This is a genomic window from Pseudarthrobacter sp. HLT1-3, from assembly GCF_059383535.1.
On sequence record NZ_JBWZCJ010000009.1, the window covers coordinates 49,488 to 64,755 of the forward strand.

The 15,268-nt window shown below is 62.4% G+C and carries 25 protein-coding genes; 24 read left to right on the forward strand and 1 reads right to left on the reverse strand.

Features of this window, described 5'->3' with window-relative positions; genetic code table 11:
• The first annotated feature begins 15 nt into the window (after positions 1–15).
• Entirely contained in the window at positions 16–141 is a 126-nt protein-coding gene (locus AC50X9_RS09730; protein WP_494892939.1) for a hypothetical protein, read from the forward strand.
• A 15-nt stretch (positions 142–156) separates the two neighbouring features.
• Here AC50X9_RS09730 and AC50X9_RS09735 read toward each other — a convergent pair whose 3' ends face one another.
• Positions 157–1,599: a GH1 family beta-glucosidase gene (locus AC50X9_RS09735; protein ID WP_494892941.1), complete on the reverse strand. Its 1,443-nt coding sequence runs from the start codon at positions 1,597–1,599 to the stop codon at positions 157–159.
• A gap of 481 nt (positions 1,600–2,080) precedes the next feature.
• Between AC50X9_RS09735 and rpsJ the strand changes: the two genes are divergently transcribed.
• From rpsJ to map, 23 genes are all read left to right on the forward strand, one after another.
• Complete coding sequence (rpsJ, locus tag AC50X9_RS09740; protein WP_024366135.1) at positions 2,081–2,389, forward strand: 30S ribosomal protein S10; 309 nt, start codon at positions 2,081–2,083, stop codon at positions 2,387–2,389.
• Positions 2,390–2,406: 17 nt separating this feature from the next.
• Positions 2,407–3,057, forward strand: coding sequence for a 50S ribosomal protein L3 (gene rplC, locus AC50X9_RS09745; protein WP_024366134.1), 651 nt, complete (start codon positions 2,407–2,409; stop codon positions 3,055–3,057).
• 4 nt (positions 3,058–3,061) lie between these two features.
• Positions 3,062–3,685 carry a 50S ribosomal protein L4 gene (gene rplD, locus AC50X9_RS09750; protein WP_494892944.1) on the forward strand — a complete coding sequence of 208 codons (624 nt, stop codon included), beginning with the start codon at positions 3,062–3,064 and terminating at the stop codon, positions 3,683–3,685.
• Positions 3,682–3,987, forward strand: coding sequence for a 50S ribosomal protein L23 (gene rplW / locus AC50X9_RS09755; protein WP_056425233.1), 306 nt, complete (start codon positions 3,682–3,684; stop codon positions 3,985–3,987). Before rplD ends, rplW begins: the two co-directional genes overlap by 4 nt.
• A 30-nt stretch (positions 3,988–4,017) precedes the next feature.
• Complete coding sequence (gene rplB, locus AC50X9_RS09760; protein ID WP_069949299.1) at positions 4,018–4,857, forward strand: 50S ribosomal protein L2; 840 nt, start codon at positions 4,018–4,020, stop codon at positions 4,855–4,857.
• Positions 4,858–4,869: 12 nt separating this feature from the next.
• Positions 4,870–5,151 carry a 30S ribosomal protein S19 gene (gene rpsS / locus AC50X9_RS09765; RefSeq protein ID WP_018773666.1) on the forward strand — a complete coding sequence of 94 codons (282 nt, stop codon included), beginning with the start codon at positions 4,870–4,872 and terminating at the stop codon, positions 5,149–5,151.
• A 38-nt stretch (positions 5,152–5,189) separates the two neighbouring features.
• The gene (gene rplV / locus AC50X9_RS09770; RefSeq protein ID WP_069949298.1) at positions 5,190–5,555 is read left to right on the forward strand and encodes a 50S ribosomal protein L22; all 366 of its coding nucleotides are present in this window, start codon (positions 5,190–5,192) and stop codon (positions 5,553–5,555) included.
• Positions 5,556–6,401 (forward strand): 30S ribosomal protein S3, encoded by an 846-nt coding sequence (gene rpsC, locus AC50X9_RS09775; protein WP_494892948.1) that lies wholly within the window; start codon positions 5,556–5,558, stop codon positions 6,399–6,401.
• Complete coding sequence (gene rplP / locus AC50X9_RS09780; protein ID WP_069949296.1) at positions 6,402–6,818, forward strand: 50S ribosomal protein L16; 417 nt, start codon at positions 6,402–6,404, stop codon at positions 6,816–6,818.
• Positions 6,819–6,820: 2 nt separating this feature from the next.
• Positions 6,821–7,150 (forward strand): 50S ribosomal protein L29, encoded by a 330-nt coding sequence (gene rpmC, locus AC50X9_RS09785; protein WP_069949295.1) that lies wholly within the window; start codon positions 6,821–6,823, stop codon positions 7,148–7,150.
• Entirely contained in the window at positions 7,147–7,455 is a 309-nt protein-coding gene (gene rpsQ / locus AC50X9_RS09790) for a 30S ribosomal protein S17 (RefSeq protein ID WP_494892951.1), read from the forward strand. The genes rpmC and rpsQ overlap by 4 nt, the downstream gene beginning before the upstream one ends.
• Positions 7,456–7,864: 409 nt before the next feature.
• On the forward strand, positions 7,865–8,233 hold the full coding sequence (gene rplN / locus AC50X9_RS09795; protein ID WP_003803789.1) for a 50S ribosomal protein L14: 369 nt from the start codon (positions 7,865–7,867) through the stop codon (positions 8,231–8,233).
• Between the two features lie 3 nt (positions 8,234–8,236).
• Positions 8,237–8,596 carry a 50S ribosomal protein L24 gene (gene rplX, locus AC50X9_RS09800; protein ID WP_494892954.1) on the forward strand — a complete coding sequence of 120 codons (360 nt, stop codon included), beginning with the start codon at positions 8,237–8,239 and terminating at the stop codon, positions 8,594–8,596.
• Positions 8,596–9,177, forward strand: a complete 582-nt coding sequence (rplE, locus tag AC50X9_RS09805; RefSeq protein WP_056425240.1) for a 50S ribosomal protein L5 — start codon at positions 8,596–8,598, stop codon at positions 9,175–9,177. The genes rplX and rplE overlap by 1 nt, the downstream gene beginning before the upstream one ends.
• Positions 9,178–9,270: 93 nt before the next feature.
• A complete protein-coding gene (gene rpsH / locus AC50X9_RS09810) occupies positions 9,271–9,669 on the forward strand; it encodes a 30S ribosomal protein S8 (protein WP_056425243.1) in 399 nt (132 codons plus the stop codon).
• A gap of 18 nt (positions 9,670–9,687) precedes the next feature.
• Positions 9,688–10,224, forward strand: a complete 537-nt coding sequence (rplF, locus tag AC50X9_RS09815) for a 50S ribosomal protein L6 (RefSeq protein WP_494892956.1) — start codon at positions 9,688–9,690, stop codon at positions 10,222–10,224.
• Between the two features lie 2 nt (positions 10,225–10,226).
• Positions 10,227–10,610, forward strand: coding sequence for a 50S ribosomal protein L18 (gene rplR / locus AC50X9_RS09820; RefSeq protein WP_069949291.1), 384 nt, complete (start codon positions 10,227–10,229; stop codon positions 10,608–10,610).
• A 26-nt stretch (positions 10,611–10,636) separates the two neighbouring features.
• Positions 10,637–11,326, forward strand: a complete 690-nt coding sequence (rpsE, locus tag AC50X9_RS09825; RefSeq protein ID WP_282379797.1) for a 30S ribosomal protein S5 — start codon at positions 10,637–10,639, stop codon at positions 11,324–11,326.
• A gap of 3 nt (positions 11,327–11,329) precedes the next feature.
• Positions 11,330–11,536 carry a 50S ribosomal protein L30 gene (rpmD, locus tag AC50X9_RS09830; RefSeq protein ID WP_160664304.1) on the forward strand — a complete coding sequence of 69 codons (207 nt, stop codon included), beginning with the start codon at positions 11,330–11,332 and terminating at the stop codon, positions 11,534–11,536.
• Entirely contained in the window at positions 11,536–12,030 is a 495-nt protein-coding gene (rplO, locus tag AC50X9_RS09835; RefSeq protein ID WP_494892959.1) for a 50S ribosomal protein L15, read from the forward strand. The genes rpmD and rplO overlap by 1 nt, the downstream gene beginning before the upstream one ends.
• A 185-nt stretch (positions 12,031–12,215) precedes the next feature.
• Positions 12,216–13,526 (forward strand): preprotein translocase subunit SecY, encoded by a 1,311-nt coding sequence (gene secY / locus AC50X9_RS09840; protein ID WP_494892961.1) that lies wholly within the window; start codon positions 12,216–12,218, stop codon positions 13,524–13,526.
• A 5-nt stretch (positions 13,527–13,531) separates the two neighbouring features.
• Entirely contained in the window at positions 13,532–14,101 is a 570-nt protein-coding gene (locus tag AC50X9_RS09845; protein ID WP_494892963.1) for an adenylate kinase, read from the forward strand.
• Between the two features lie 101 nt (positions 14,102–14,202).
• On the forward strand, positions 14,203–15,030 hold the full coding sequence (gene map / locus AC50X9_RS09850; protein ID WP_494892965.1) for a type I methionyl aminopeptidase: 828 nt from the start codon (positions 14,203–14,205) through the stop codon (positions 15,028–15,030).
• Positions 15,031–15,268 lie beyond the last annotated feature (238 nt).

The window sequence follows — 15,268 nt, forward strand, 5'->3', positions numbered from 1 at the left end:
CGAAGGGAGCTCACAATGGGCTGGTTGATTTTCCTATTGGTGGCCGTCGCCGTTGTCGCCGCTGTTTTTTGGGCCAGGAAGCACTTCCGCCACGAGATTGAGCGGGCCAAGCGGATCAACCGGGCGAACCGGCAGGAGTAGCTGGCAGTTGCATCTTCACCCGCTGGTGGTCAGGCGCCTGCGTGCCCGGCTGAGCGCCTGATACCAGTAGTACGAATCCTTGGGCGTGCGCGCCTGGGTGTCGAAATCCACGTGGATCAGGCCGAAGCGCTGTGAGTAACCGGCCGCCCACTCGAAGTTGTCCATCAGGGTCCAGACGTAGTAGCCCAGCAGTTCAACGTCCTCGGCGATGCCGCCGGGCGCCGTGGCGTCCAGGGCATGACCCAGGTGGGATGCGATGTAGCTGATTCGTTCCGCATCCGCGATGGGTCCGGACACATGGTCGGGCTCGGGGAAGCTCGCGCCGCTTTCGGTGATGTACAGCGGCGGAAGCGCTCCAGCGTACCGGTCCTTCAGTTCGCGGAGCAGCGGCCCCAGGTGGTCCGGGGCCACGGGCCAGCCGAAACCTGTGGTCGCATATTCCGGGAACGCTGCCATATGGAACGGCATCTTCAGCATCGCCTTTGCGGTGCCGACGGGGCTTTCGCCCGGGCCGGCTCCGGTCGCGACTTTCACCGGGTAGTAGTAGTTCAGCCCGTAGAAGTCGATTGGCTGGTGGATGTTCCGCAGGTCGGCGTCGGAGATCTTCCCCATCGAACGGAACCAGGGCTTCGCGATCAGTGGCACCTTCGGATAGCGGCCCAGCAGGATGGGGTCGGCGTAGACCCGGTTCAGAACGAGGTCAAAGATGTTGGCCAGGAACCGGTCAGTGACCGAGCGCGACGCCGGCCGGACCGGGGAATGCAGGTTGGTGACGCCCACGGCGCCGGTCACCCCGGCAGCACGCAGGGCCTGCACGGCGAGGCCGTGCCCGAGGAGCTGGTGGTGCACTGAGGGCAGCGCATTGAAGAGCAGGTCGTGGCCGGGGGCATGGACGCCCAGGGCATAACCGTTCAGCGTCACTGACACCGGTTCGTTCAGTGTCACCCATTGGGCCACGCGGTCGCCGAAACGCTCACCGGCTGCTGCGCTGTAGGCGGCGAAGCGTTCCGCCGTTGAACGGTTCAGCCAGCCGCCGCGGTGTTCCAGCGGTAGCGGGGTATCCCAGTGGTACAGGGTTGCCATCGGGGAGATGCCGGCCTCGAGCAGCTGGTCGATCAGCCGGTCGTAGAAGTCGAGTCCGGCGGCGTTGAATGGCCCGGTACCGTCGGGCTGGACCCGCGGCCAGGAGATGGAGAACCGGTAGGAGTCGATGCCGAGGGTGCGCATCAGTTCGATGTCTTCGGGCGTGCGGTTGTAGTGGTCGCAGGCGACCGCGGGGGAGTGGCCGTCCAGGATGCTGCCGGGTTTCTCGACGAAGGCATCCCAGCCGGAGGGCCCACGGCCGCCGGCCGCGAGGGACCCCTCGATCTGGAAAGCGGCGGAGGCCACTCCCAGCTGGAAACCGGGGCCCAGGCGCGCGGCGAGGGCCTGAACTGCCACAGGATCCTGCTCAGTCATGCCCCTATCATCCCCACGCCGCCCGCCGAAGGCAATGATCGGCCCTGGGGGACCCGCCGGCCGCCGGCCCGCTGCCCGGGGGACCGGCCGGGCCCGCTGCGCTGAAGGGGCGACCGGCCGCCGTCGAGCACCCCCGCTATACCGTTGATTCGCTTCTGCCCGTTAATTCCGGCATACTAGATGAGTTGTTCAAGCGCTCCTTCGCGTCCCGATCCGGATAATGCCGGGTGTCAGGGTCCAGGTTGGAGACCAAACATAACCCACTCCCCATGGAACTGCGGGCTTGCACGCGTGAATAACGCGACACGCCCGACCGCGGGGGTCGGTTACGCCGGCAGGTTGAGGAACCCGGATTTATCCGGATTCAGCTTGTGCGGCGGGTGGTAGTTACGACTTCAATTGCTTCGGCAGCCACATGCAACACGCAAGTAAACAGAGCAGCCCTCACTGGAGCAGCACTAACGAAAGAGAGTCAGGCGACATGGCGGGACAAAAAATCCGCATCCGGCTGAAGTCATACGACCACGAGGTCATTGACTCTTCAGCACGGAAGATCGTTGAGACGGTCACGCGCGCAGGCGCCACGGTAGTTGGCCCTGTGCCGCTGCCGACGGAGAAGAACATCTACTGCGTCATCCGCTCTCCGCACAAGTACAAAGACAGCCGCGAGCACTTTGAAATGCGCACGCACAAGCGTCTTATCGACATCATCGATCCCACGCCGAAGGCTGTTGATTCGCTTATGCGTCTCGACCTGCCGGCCGACGTGAACATCGAAATCAAGCTGTAGGGAGGTGCTGAGAGACTATGACCGCAACCCGTAACGTAAAGGGCCTGCTGGGCACGAAGCTCGGCATGACCCAGGTCTGGGACGAGAACAACAAGCTCATCCCCGTCACTGTGGTCCAGGCAGACTCAAACGTCATCACGCAGCTGCGCAACGCAGACACTGATGGCTATGTCGCCGTTCAGATCGGCTACGGCCAGATCGACCCCCGCAAGGTCACCAAGCCGCTGGCTGGTCACTTTGAAAAGGCAGGCGTCACGCCTCGCCGCCACGTCGTAGAACTGCGCACTGCAGATGCTGACTCTTACGAGCTGGGCCAGGAGCTCTCCGTTGAGCTCTTCGAAGCCGGCCAGAAGATCGACGTCGTTGGCACCACCAAGGGTAAGGGCTTCGCCGGTGTTATGAAGCGTCACGGCTTCCACGGCGTTGGAGCTTCCCACGGTGCCCACAAGAACCACCGTAAGCCCGGTTCAATCGGTGGCGCATCCACCCCGAGCCGCGTCTTCAAGGGCATGAAAATGGCCGGCCGCATGGGCGCCGTTCGTCACACCACGCTGAACCTCACGGTCCACGCGGTTGACGTCGAGAAGTCGCTGCTCCTGATCAAGGGCGCCGTCCCCGGCGCCCGCGGCCAGGTCGTACTCGTACGCACCGCCGTGAAGGGAGCCTAGTTCAATGACTAGCACTGTCAAGGTTGACCTGCCTGCAGAGATCTTCGACGTACAGACCAACGTGCCGCTGCTGCACCAGGTCGTCGTCGCCCAGCTCGCTGCTGCTCGCCAGGGTACCCACAAGACCAAGACCCGCGCCGAGGTTTCCGGTGCAGGCCGCAAGCCGTTCAAGCAGAAGGGCACCGGCCGCGCCCGTCAGGGTTCAATCCGTGCTCCTCACATGACCGGTGGTGGCGTAGTCCACGGCCCCACGCCGCGTGACTACAGCCAGCGCACCCCCAAGAAGATGATTGCTGCTGCCCTGCGCGGCGCTCTCTCTGACCGCGCCCGTAACGGCCGCATCCACGTCGTTGCTGAGCTGGTTCCCGGCACCAAGCCGTCCTCCAGCGCAGCACTGGCTACCCTGCGGGGTGTCTCCGAGCGCAAGAACCTGCTCGTTGTCATCGAGCGCGCCAACGATGTTGCTGCACTCTCCGTGCGCAACCTCACTGATGTTCACGTTCTGTACGCAGACCAGCTGAACACCTACGACGTTCTCGTCTCCGATGACGTTGTCTTCACCAAGGCTGCCTACGAAGCATTCGTTGCTTCCAAGGCAGTGGCAAAGAACCAGGAGGATGCCAAGTGAGTGCAGCCACCCTCAAGGACCCGCGCGACGTCGTGCTTGCACCCGTCGTTTCGGAAAAGAGCTACGGCCTGATCGATGAGGGCAAGTACACCTTCCTGGTGGACCCCCGCTCGAACAAGACCGAGATCAAGCTGGCCGTGGAGAAAATCTTCTCCGTCAAGGTCGACTCGATCAACACCATCAACCGTGCCGGTAAGCGCAAGCGGACCAAATTCGGATGGGGTACTCGCAAGAACACCAAGCGTGCAATTGTGAGCCTCAAAGAAGGCACGATCGACATCTTCGGCGGTCCGCTCTCGTAGCGGAGACCACTTTAACGAGGAAATTAAATTATGGGAATCCGTAAATATAAGCCGACTACCCCGGGCCGTCGCGGCTCGAGCGTAGCGGACTTCACTGAAATCACGCGGTCGACGCCGGAAAAGTCGTTGGTACGTCCCCTCCCGAAAAAGGGTGGCCGTAACAACACCGGTAAGATCACGACCCGTCACAAGGGTGGTGGCCACAAGCGCCAGTACCGTCTGATCGACTTCCGTCGCCACGACAAAGACGGCGTCAACGCCCGCGTTGCCGAAATCGAGTACGATCCGAACCGCACGGCTCGCATCGCCCTCCTTCACTACATTGATGGCACCAAGCGTTACATCATTGCCCCGAACAAGCTGTCCCAGGGTGACACCGTAGAGGCAGGTGCCGACGCTGATATCAAGCCCGGCAACAACCTTCCGCTGCGCAACATCCCGGTCGGTACCGTAATCCACGCAGTCGAACTGCGTCCGGGTGGCGGCGCCAAGATGGGCCGCTCCGCCGGCGCATCGATCCAGCTCGTGGCAAAGGAAGGCCGTTTCGCCCAGCTGCGTCTGCCTTCCGGTGAAATCCGCAACGTTGACGTGCGCTGCCGCGCAACCGTCGGCGAGGTCGGCAACGCCGAGCAGTCGAACATCAACTGGGGCAAGGCCGGCCGTATGCGGTGGAAGGGCGTTCGCCCGACCGTCCGTGGTGTCGCCATGAACCCGGTCGATCACCCCCACGGTGGTGGCGAGGGTAAGACGTCCGGTGGACGTCACCCCGTCAACCCGAACGGTAAGCGCGAAGGCCGCACCCGCCGTCCCAACAAAGAGAGCGACAAGCTTATTGTTCGTCGCCGTCGTACTGGCAAGAACAAGCGATAGGAGCCTGGACACATGCCACGCAGCCTGAAAAAAGGTCCTTTCGTTGACCAGCACCTCTTTGTAAAGGTAGCCAGGGAAAACGAAAAGGGCACCAAGAACGTCATCAAGACCTGGTCCCGCCGCTCGATGATCGTCCCCGACATGCTCGGCCACACGATCGCCGTACACGACGGACGCAAGCACATCCCCGTGTTTGTCACTGAGTCGATGGTCGGGCACAAGCTCGGCGAATTCGCTCCCACGCGGACATTCCGCGGCCATGTCAAGGACGACCGTAAGGGCAAGCGCCGCTAGGCGCCTGCACTTACGTCAAAGACGAGAGAAGGAAAGCAATGGAAGCCAAGGCAATTGCGCGTCACATCCGCGTAACGCCTATGAAGGCCCGGCGCGTCGTCAACCTTGTTCGTGGTAAGCAAGCGAATGAGGCTCTGGCAATTCTGAAGTTTGCCCCGCAGGCAGCTTCAGAGCCGGTATTCAAGGTAGTTCAGTCGGCAATCTCCAACGCCCGGGTCCTCGCGGACCGCGACGGCGTGGCGTTTGACGAAGGTGACCTCATCATCAGCGAAATGTATGTTGATGAAGGCCCGACCATGAAGCGGTTCCAGCCGCGAGCCCAGGGTCGTGCATTTCAGATCAAGAAGCGCACGAGCCACATCACCGTGGTAGTTGCTACCCCGGAGAAAGAGGAGGCTCGCTAAGTGGGACAGAAAGTTAACCCGCACGGGTTCCGACTCGGCATCACCACCGATCACGTATCGCACTGGTTTGCTGACAGCACCAAGCCCGGCCAGCGGTACAAGGACTTCGTCCGCGAAGACATCCGCATCCGCCAGCTCATGTCCACGGGCATGGAGCGCGCCGGTATCGCCAAGGTCGAAATCGAGCGCACCCGCGACCGTGTCCGTGTGGATATCCACACTGCACGTCCGGGCATCGTTATCGGCCGCCGCGGCGCAGAAGCAGACCGCATCCGCGGCGAGCTCGAAAAGCTCACGGGCAAGCAGGTCCAGCTGAACATCCTCGAGGTCAAGAACCCCGAGATGGAAGCACAGCTTGTTGCCCAGGGCGTTGCTGAGCAGCTGACTTCCCGCGTGGCGTTCCGCCGTGCGATGAAGAAGGCCATGCAGTCCGCGCAGCGCGCCGGTGCCAAGGGCATCCGGATCGCTTGCTCGGGTCGACTGGGCGGCGCAGAAATGTCCCGCTCGGAGTTCTACCGCGAAGGCCGTGTGCCCCTGCACACCCTCCGCGCGAACATCGACTACGGCTTCTACGAGGCCAAGACCACCTTCGGCCGCATCGGCGTGAAGGTCTGGATCTACAAGGGTGACGTCACTGCCAAGGAACTGGCTCAGCAGGCAGCTGCTGCTCCGTCCCGTGGCCGTGGTGCCAGCGACCGCCCGGGCCGCCCGGGTGGCGCTGACCGTGGTGACCGCCGTCGTCGTAACGACCGCCCGGCCGAGGCTGCACCCGCTGCTGCCGAAGCTCCGGCTGTTGAAGCCAGTGCCGCAGGCTCGGCACAGTCAGTAGAAGGAGGACAGGCTTAAATGCTTATCCCACGTCGAGTCAAGCACCGTAAGCAGCACCACCCGGGTCGTACCGGCGCTGCAACGGGCGGCACCAAGGTCTCCTTCGGTGAATGGGGTATCCAGGCGCTGAGCCCGGCCTACGTCACGAACCGTCAGATCGAGTCTGCCCGTATCGCGATGACCCGCCACATCAAGCGTGGCGGAAAGGTCTGGATCAACATCTACCCGGACCGTCCGCTGACGAAGAAGCCTGCCGAAACCCGCATGGGTTCCGGTAAGGGTTCTCCGGAATGGTGGGTCTCAAACGTCAAGCCGGGCCGGGTTCTCTTTGAGATCTCCGGTGTCGATGAAGCAACTGCCCGCGAGGCACTTCGCTTGGCGATCCACAAGCTCCCGTTGAAGGCACGCATTCTGCGTCGCGAAGGTGGTGAATAGAAATGTCAGTAGGATCCAAGGAACTTGCATCCGCACAGCTGGACGGTTTCGACAACGAGCGACTCGTTGAGGAACTCCGTAAGGCCAAGGAAGAGCTGTTCAACCTGCGTTTCCAGTCCGCCACCGGTCAGCTGGAGAACCACGGTCGTCTGCGCGCGGTAAAGAAGGACATCGCCCGCATCTACACCGTTCTCCGTGAGCGCGAGCTGGGCATTCGTGCCGAGGTTGCCGCACCGGTTGTGGAAGCCAAGGAAGAAAAGAAGTCCAAGAAGGCTGCAACCAAGAAGGCTGACAAGGCTGAAACGGTTGAAACCGAGGAGGATGCCAAGTGAGTGAAAAGGACGAGAACGTGACGGAAACTGTTTCCGGCGCAGCTGCGGCTGCCGAGCGCGGTGACCGTAAGACCAAGCGCGGCTACGTGGTCTCGGACAAGATGGAAAAGACCATCGTTGTCCAGGTCGAGGACCGTGTGAAGCACGCCCTCTATGGCAAGGTCCTTCGCCGCAACACGAAGATCAAGGCTCACGACGAAGAGAACAGCGCCGGCATCGGCGACCTCGTTCTCCTCGCCGAGACCCGCCCGCTTTCCGCTACCAAGCGGTGGCGTCTGGTGGAGATCATCGAGAAGGCCAAGTAACACCTGCAGCCTGGCTGTCGAGAAACCCCCGTTCCCTTCTGGGAGCGGGGGTTTCTCCGTACCCAGGTGAACTGCCGGCGGCGGGCCTACAGCCTGCCGTGCGGAACGCCGTCGTCTGTGGTAAGGGCTGATTCTGAGTGTGGGCGCAAACGTGCTAAGATTTTGAGTTTGTATGGCGCTATCTGTGCGCTGTCATCATCCTCGTAAACAAGCGTGCCACGGCATAGTGCCCCCTTGCGCCCCGACTCGTCGGAATCCGCCTGGGAAGCAAATGTTTTTGGCACGGGAGTTTAGGCCTGGTCTGGCAAAATCCAGGCAGGTCAAGAGACACCCCGATCAACCGTTCCGCAAGGCTCATTCCGTAGGAAGATTTTCGGTCTGAGAACCAGCGCGACGCAAGGAGTAAATAGTGATTCAGCAGGAGTCGCGACTCAAGGTCGCCGACAACACGGGTGCTAAGGAAATCCTTACCATTCGCGTTCTCGGTGGATCTGGCCGTCGCTACGCAGGCATTGGCGACGTAATCGTCGCTACCGTCAAGGACGCAATTCCGGGCGGCAACGTAAAGAAGGGCGACGTCGTCAAGGCTGTCATCGTCCGTACCAAGAAGGAACGCCGCCGTGCGGATGGTTCCTATATCAAGTTTGACGAGAACGCAGCTGTGATCCTGAAGAACGACGGTGACCCCCGCGGTACCCGTATCTTCGGACCGGTTGGTCGTGAACTTCGCGATAAGAAGTTCATGAAGATCGTTTCTCTGGCTCCGGAGGTGCTTTAGTCCATGGCTAAGATCAAAAAGGGTGACCTGGTTCAGGTCATCACTGGCGCCAAGGCTGAGCGCGGCGGCGACAAGGGCAAGCAGGGCAAGGTTCTGCGCGTTTTCCCCGACTCCAACCGCGTGCTGGTTGAGGGCATCAACCGCGTAACCAAGCACACCAAGGTCGGTCAGTCGCAGCGCGGCACCAAGACCGGTGGCATCGAAGTCGTCGAGGCTACGATCCACATCTCCAACGTGGCTCTGGTTGATCCGTCCACCAAGAAGCCCACCCGCGTCGGTTTCCGCACCGAGACCGTTGAGCGCGATGGCGTGAAGCGCGAAGTGCGTGTCCGCGTGGCCAAGAGCTCAGGGAAGGACATCTAATGACTGAGACTCTCGAGACTCCGGCAAGCAAGATCGTTCCTCGTCTGAAAACCAAGTACGCGGATTCCATCAAGAGCTCGCTCGTTGAGGAATTCAAGTACGAGAACGTCAACCAGGTTCCCCGTCTGGTCAAGGTCGTTGTGAACATGGGTGTTGGAGATGCCGCCAAGGACTCCAAGCTGATCGACGGCGCTGTCCGCGATCTGACCCTGATCACCGGCCAGAAGCCGCAGGTAACCAAAGCCCGCAAGTCGATCGCACAGTTCAAGCTGCGCGAAGGCATGCCGATCGGTGCACACGCAACTCTGCGTGGGGACCGCATGTGGGAATTCCTGGACCGTCTGGTCACGCTGGCTCTGCCGCGTATCCGTGACTTCCGGGGCCTCAGCGGCAAGCAGTTCGACGGCAACGGCAACTACACCTTCGGTCTGACCGAGCAGGTTATGTTCCACGAGATCGACCAGGATTCCATTGACCGCGTTCGCGGCATGGACATCACCGTCGTGACCACTGCCAAGACCGACGACGAAGGCCGCGCGCTGCTCAAGGCGCTTGGCTTCCCGTTCAAGACCGAAGATTAATCTAGCTACGTAAAAGGTCCGTCCGCGCAGGGTCCGAATTCATTCGGGACACTGCACGGTGGAAACCGTTATGAGGAAGGGCAAGAGCCCACCATGACAATGACAGATCCCGTCGCAGACATGCTTACGCGTCTGCGCAACGCAAACTCGGCATACCACGATTCCGTGTCCATGCCGTACAGCAAGCTCAAGGCACGCGTTGCCGACATCCTGAAGGCCGAAGGTTACATCGCCTCCTGGAAAGAAGAAGACGCTGAGGTTGGCAAGAAGCTGACCCTCGAGCTCAAGTTCGGTCCGAACCGCGAGCGTTCAATCGCTGGCGTTCGTCGTATTTCCAAGCCGGGACTGCGCGTTTACGCAAAGTCCACCAACCTGCCGCACGTGCTCGGTGGCCTGGGTGTCGCAATCCTGTCCACCTCTTCCGGCCTCTTGACTGACAAGCAGGCCGGCAAGAAGGGCGTGGGCGGCGAAGTCCTCGCTTACGTCTGGTAACGGGAAAGGAAGAGAATAATGTCACGTATTGGACGTCTCCCCATCACCGTTCCTGCCGGCGTTGAGGTCAAGGTTGACGGCTCTGTCGTCAACGTCAAGGGATCCAAAGGCGAGCTGAGCCACACTGTGCCCAGCCCGATCGAGGTTTCCCTGGAAGATGGCACCCTGACTGTCGCCCGCCCGAACGACGAGCGCGCCTCACGTTCGCTGCACGGCCTGACCCGCACCCTGATCGCCAACATGATCCAGGGTGTCACCGCAGGCTACGAGAAGAAGCTTGAGATCGTCGGTACCGGTTACCGCGTTCAGGCAAAGGGGTCTGACCTGGAGTTCGCTCTGGGCTACAGCCACCCGGTTAACATCACGGCACCGAACGGCATCACCTTTGCAGTAGAGACCCCGACCAAGCTCTCTGTTTCAGGCATCTCCAAGCAGCAGGTCGGCGAGGTTGCTGCCAACATTCGCAAGCTGCGGAAGCCGGACCCCTACAAGGGCAAGGGCATCCGTTACGCAGGCGAAGTCATCCGCCGCAAGGTCGGAAAGGCTGGTAAGTAACCATGGCGATCGCAATTAACAAGAAGCGTACGAACAAGAGCAAGTCTGCCCAGCGCAGCCGTCGCCAGCTTCGTATCCGCAAGCGCATCTCCGGAACGGCTGTACGTCCTCGTCTGGTCGTCAACCGTTCCGCACGCCACGTATTCGTCCAGGTTGTCGATGACACCAAGGGCCTGACCGTAGCGAGCGCCTCCACTTTGGAAGCCGACCTTCGTGCATTCGAAGGTGACAAGACTGCCAAGGCCAAGCGCGTTGGCGAGCTCGTCGCCGAGCGCGCCAAGGCTGCCGGTATCGAAGCAGTTGTCTTCGACCGCGGTGGTAACAAGTACCACGGCCGGATCGCCGCCGTCGCTGACGGCGCACGTGAAGGTGGGCTGTCACTGTGACCGAAAATAACGAAAAGGACATTCAGGTGACTGAAGCTGTAGCTGCTCCGGCAACTGAGACCGCTGCGCCTGCTACCACCGACGGCGCCCGTGGTGGCGCTGCTCGTCGTGGCGAGCGTGGCGACCGCGGCCAGGGCCAGGGCCGCGGAGACCGTGGTGGCCGTGGTGGCCGCGACGGTGGCCGCGAAGCCGAAAAGAGCCAGTTCGTAGAGCGCGTCGTAACCATCAACCGTGTTTCCAAGGTCGTCAAGGGTGGTCGTCGCTTCAGCTTCACCGCCCTCGTCGTCGTCGGTGACGGCAACGGTATGGTCGGCGTCGGCTACGGCAAGGCCAAGGAAGTTCCCGCCGCCATCGCGAAGGGCGTCGAAGAAGCCAAGAAGTCCTTCTTCCGCGTTCCCCGCATCGGCAGCACCATCCCGCACCGCGTCCAGGGTGAGGCCGCCGCAGGCGTCGTCATGCTCCGTCCGGCATCCGCGGGTACCGGTGTTATCGCCGGCGGTCCGGTCCGTGCAGTACTGGAGTGCGTGGGCATCCACGACATCCTCTCCAAGTCGCTCGGATCTTCCAACGCCATCAACATCGTTCACGCGACCGTTGACGCGCTGAAGCGCCTCGAAGAGCCGGCAGCAGTGGCAGCACGCCGCGGCCTCCCGCTCGACGAGATCGCTCCGCCGGCAATGGTGAAGGCGCTCCTGAACCAGAAGGCAGGTGTCTGAGTCATGGCTAAGAACGTGCTTGTCTCCGACGCACAGTTGGAGATCACTCAGATCAAGTCCGCCATTGGCGGCAAGCAGAACCAGCGCGACACCCTGCGGTCCCTCGGCCTGAAGCGGATCGGACACACCGTTGTCCGCACCGCCGACGCCGTGACCGTCGGAATGCTCAACACGGTTCCGCACCTGGTAAAGGTAGAGGAGGCGAAGTAATGGCAGAGAAGAACACCGCCGAAAAGGCACAGGGCGCCGCTGCTGAGAAGCAGAACGCACTGAAGGTTCACCACCTGCGTCCCGCCCCGGGTGCCAAAACCGCCAAGACCCGAGTTGGTCGTGGTGAAGGTTCCAAGGGTAAGACCGCAGGTCGCGGTACCAAGGGCACGAAGGCCCGCTACCAGATCAAGGCTGGCTTTGCCGGCGGCCAGCTGCCGCTGCACATGCGCCTGCCGAAGCTGCGCGGCTTCAAGAACCCGTTCCGGGTTGAGTACCAGGTTGTAAACCTGGACAAGCTCAACGAGCTGTTCCCGGAAGGTGGCGCAGTCACCGTGGAGAACCTGGTCGAAAAGGGTGCCGTTCGCAAGAACCAGCCCGTCAAGGTGCTTGGCACCGGCGAAATCACCGTCAAGGTTGACGTCACCGTCCACGCATTCTCGGCCAGCGCCGCAGAAAAGATTGCTGCAGCAGGCGGAAGCACCACCGCCCTCTAACGAGGCGGCGGGGCAGATGCTTCGTTGTGGAAACTCCCGGTACCGGGGCTCACGCCCTGGTGCCGGGAGTTTTTTCAATTTTCCCGGCCCTGCGATTGTTCGCAGGGCGCGTCCACCCGTTAGACTCGGTTGTTGGGTTTATTTGACCTATCTCACACGACTTTACTTAATACTCAGGAGGACGCTTGCTTAGCGCATTTGGCCGGGCCTTTCGCACGCCTGATCTGCGACGCAAGTTGTTGTTCACGCTGGGAATCATCACAATCTTCCGCTTGGGTGCCTTCATCCCCTCGCCTGGTGTGAACTACCAGAATGTCCAGCAATGCTTGCAGACCGGTCAGACCTCGGGCGGCATCTACCAGCTCGTGAACCTGTTCAGCGGCGGTGCATTGCTGCAGGTGTCCGTCTTCGCCCTGGGCATCATGCCTTACATCACGGCGAGCATCATCGTCCAGCTGCTCCGGGTGGTCATTCCCCGTTTCCAGGAGCTCTATGAGGAAGGCGCCGCGGGACAGTCGAAGCTGACCCAGTACACGCGCTACCTCACAATCGCGCTGGGCCTGCTCAACGCGACGACGCTGGTCTCGCTGGCCCGTTCCGGCCAGCTGCTGCCGAACTGCCAGCTGCCGATCATCCCGGACGACAGCATCGTCACCACGATCCTCCTCATCATCACGCTGACGGCCGGTACCGGCCTGATCATGTGGATGGGTGAACTCGTCACCGAAAAGGGTGTTGGCAACGGCATGTCCCTGCTCATCTTCACCTCCATCGTCTCGAGCTTCCCCGGCTCGCTGGGTGCCATCTGGACCTCGCAGGGCCCGGGCACGTTCTTTATGGTCCTGGTGATCGGTCTGCTGACCGTCGCCGCGGTGGTCTTCGTGGAGCAGTCCCAGCGCCGCATCCCGGTGCAGTACGCCAAGCGGATGATCGGCCGCCGCACCGTGGGCGGCACCAGCACGTACATCCCCATCAAGGTGAACATGGCCGGCGTCGTGCCTGTCATCTTCGCGTCCTCGATGCTGTACCTGCCGGGCCTGATCTCGCAGTTCAACCAGCCGGCTCCGGGCGAGCCGCTTGCTCCCTGGGTTGAGTGGATCAACAACAACCTGACCCGCGGCGACCACCCCATCTACATGGCGCTCTACTTCGCCATGATTGTGTTCTTCACTTACTTCTATGTTGCGATCACTTTCAACCCTGAAGAAGTTTCTGACAACATGAAGAAGTACGGCGGCTTCATTCCGGGTATCCGTGCCGGCAAGCCGACCGCGGACTACCTGCAGTATGTGCTCTCCAGGATCACCCTCCCCGGTGCCTTGTACCTGGGCTTTGTGGCACTAATCCCGCTGGTCGCCCTGGTCCTGATCAACGCCAACCAGAACTTCCCGTTCGGTGGCACCTCGATCCTGATCATGGTCGGCGTCGGTTTGGAGACCGTCAAGCAAATTGATGCGCAGCTACAGCAGCGTCACTACGAAGGGCTTTTGCGATGACGAGAATGTTGATTATCGGACCTCCCGGATCCGGCAAGGGAACGCAGGCGGAGCGCATTTCAGAGCGCCTCGGCGTCATTGCGATCTCCACCGGGGATATCTTCCGCGCCAACGTCAAGGGTGAGACCCCGCTTGGCATTGAGGCCAAGAAGTACATGGACGCGGGCGACTTCGTCCCGGACAGCGTGACCAACAAGATGGTCCGCGACCGCCTCAGCGAGGACGACGTCGAGAACGGCTTCCTCCTGGACGGCTACCCGCGCACCACCGCGCAGGTGGACTACCTCGACGGGATCCTGGCCGACGGCGACCAGAAGCTCGACGTCGTCCTGCAGCTCACGGCCGACGACGAGGAACTCGTCACCCGCCTGCTGGGCCGCGCGCTGGAAACCGGACGCACGGACGACAACGAAGCCGTCATCCGGCACCGCCTGGACCTGTACCACGGCCAGACGGAGGCGGTTGTCGCCAAGTATGCCGACCGCGGCATCCTGACCCGCGTCGACGGCATCGGCGGCATCGACGAGGTCACCGACCGCGTCATGCAGGCGATCAAAGAGGCCCAGTCGGCCTGATCGGCGACAGACTTTGAGGCCCCTCCCGGGACATCGGGAGGGGCCTCAGGCATTTGGCCGTCCCTCCCGGGCGGCGCAGCCCCAATGAAAGGAAGTTGCGGATGGCATTCGGCCAGCCACGCATCGAATACAAGACCAACGCCCAGATGCGTTCCATGCAGGCGGCCGGGGTCGTGCTCAGCCGCGCCCTCGACGCCGCTGTGGCCGCGGCCGCCCCGGGGAAAACCACCAAGGACCTCGACGCCGTGTTCGCCGCGGTCCTCAAGGACGCCGGGGCCACTTCCAACTTCCTCGGCTACCACGGCTTCCCCGCCACGATCTGCACCTCGGTGAACGAGGAAGTGGTGCACGGTATCCCCGGCGACCGCGTCCTGCAGGACGGGGACATCCTCTCGATCGACGGCGGCGCGATCCTGGACGGCTGGCACTCCGACTCCGCCCGCACCGTGATCGTTGGCACCGTCGACCCCGAGGACCAGCGGCTCTCCGACGTCACCGAGGCTGCCATGTGGCACGGGATCGCCGCCGTGGCGACCGGCAAGTTCGTCGGCGACATCGGCAACGCCGTGGACGACTACGTCTCCTCCGTGCCCGGCAAGACCCTCGGCATCCTCGAGGACTACGTGGGCCACGGAATCGGCTCCGAGATGCACATGGCCCCGGACGTGCCGAACTACCGCACCAACCACCGCGGGCCCAAGCTCCGCCCGGGGCTGTGCCTGGCCATCGAGCCGATGCTGGTGCGCGGAAGCATCGAAACCGCCGTGCTCGACGACGACTGGACGGTCGTGACGACCGACGGCAAGCGGTCCTGCCAGTGGGAGCACTCCGTCGCGGTCCACGAGAAGGGCATCTGGGTCCTCTCCGCGCGCGACGGCGGAGCCGCGAAACTGGCCCCGCTCGGCGTCGTGCCCGTCCCGATTCCCTGACCCGGGCCGCAAACCGAATGCGCGGCGCGGTCACCCGGCTGGGGACGCCCGTGATGCGCACCGTCGCCGGTGACGCGCATCGTCGCCGGCGACGCGCACCGTCGCCGGTGACGCGCATCGTCGCCGGTGACGCGCACCGACGCTGACGACGCGCATCGTGGCTCGCGACGCGGCGAAGCCCTGACGACGCCTGAATACCAGCATCGCCAGGGATTCGCCGCGTCGGAGGACGTTTGGC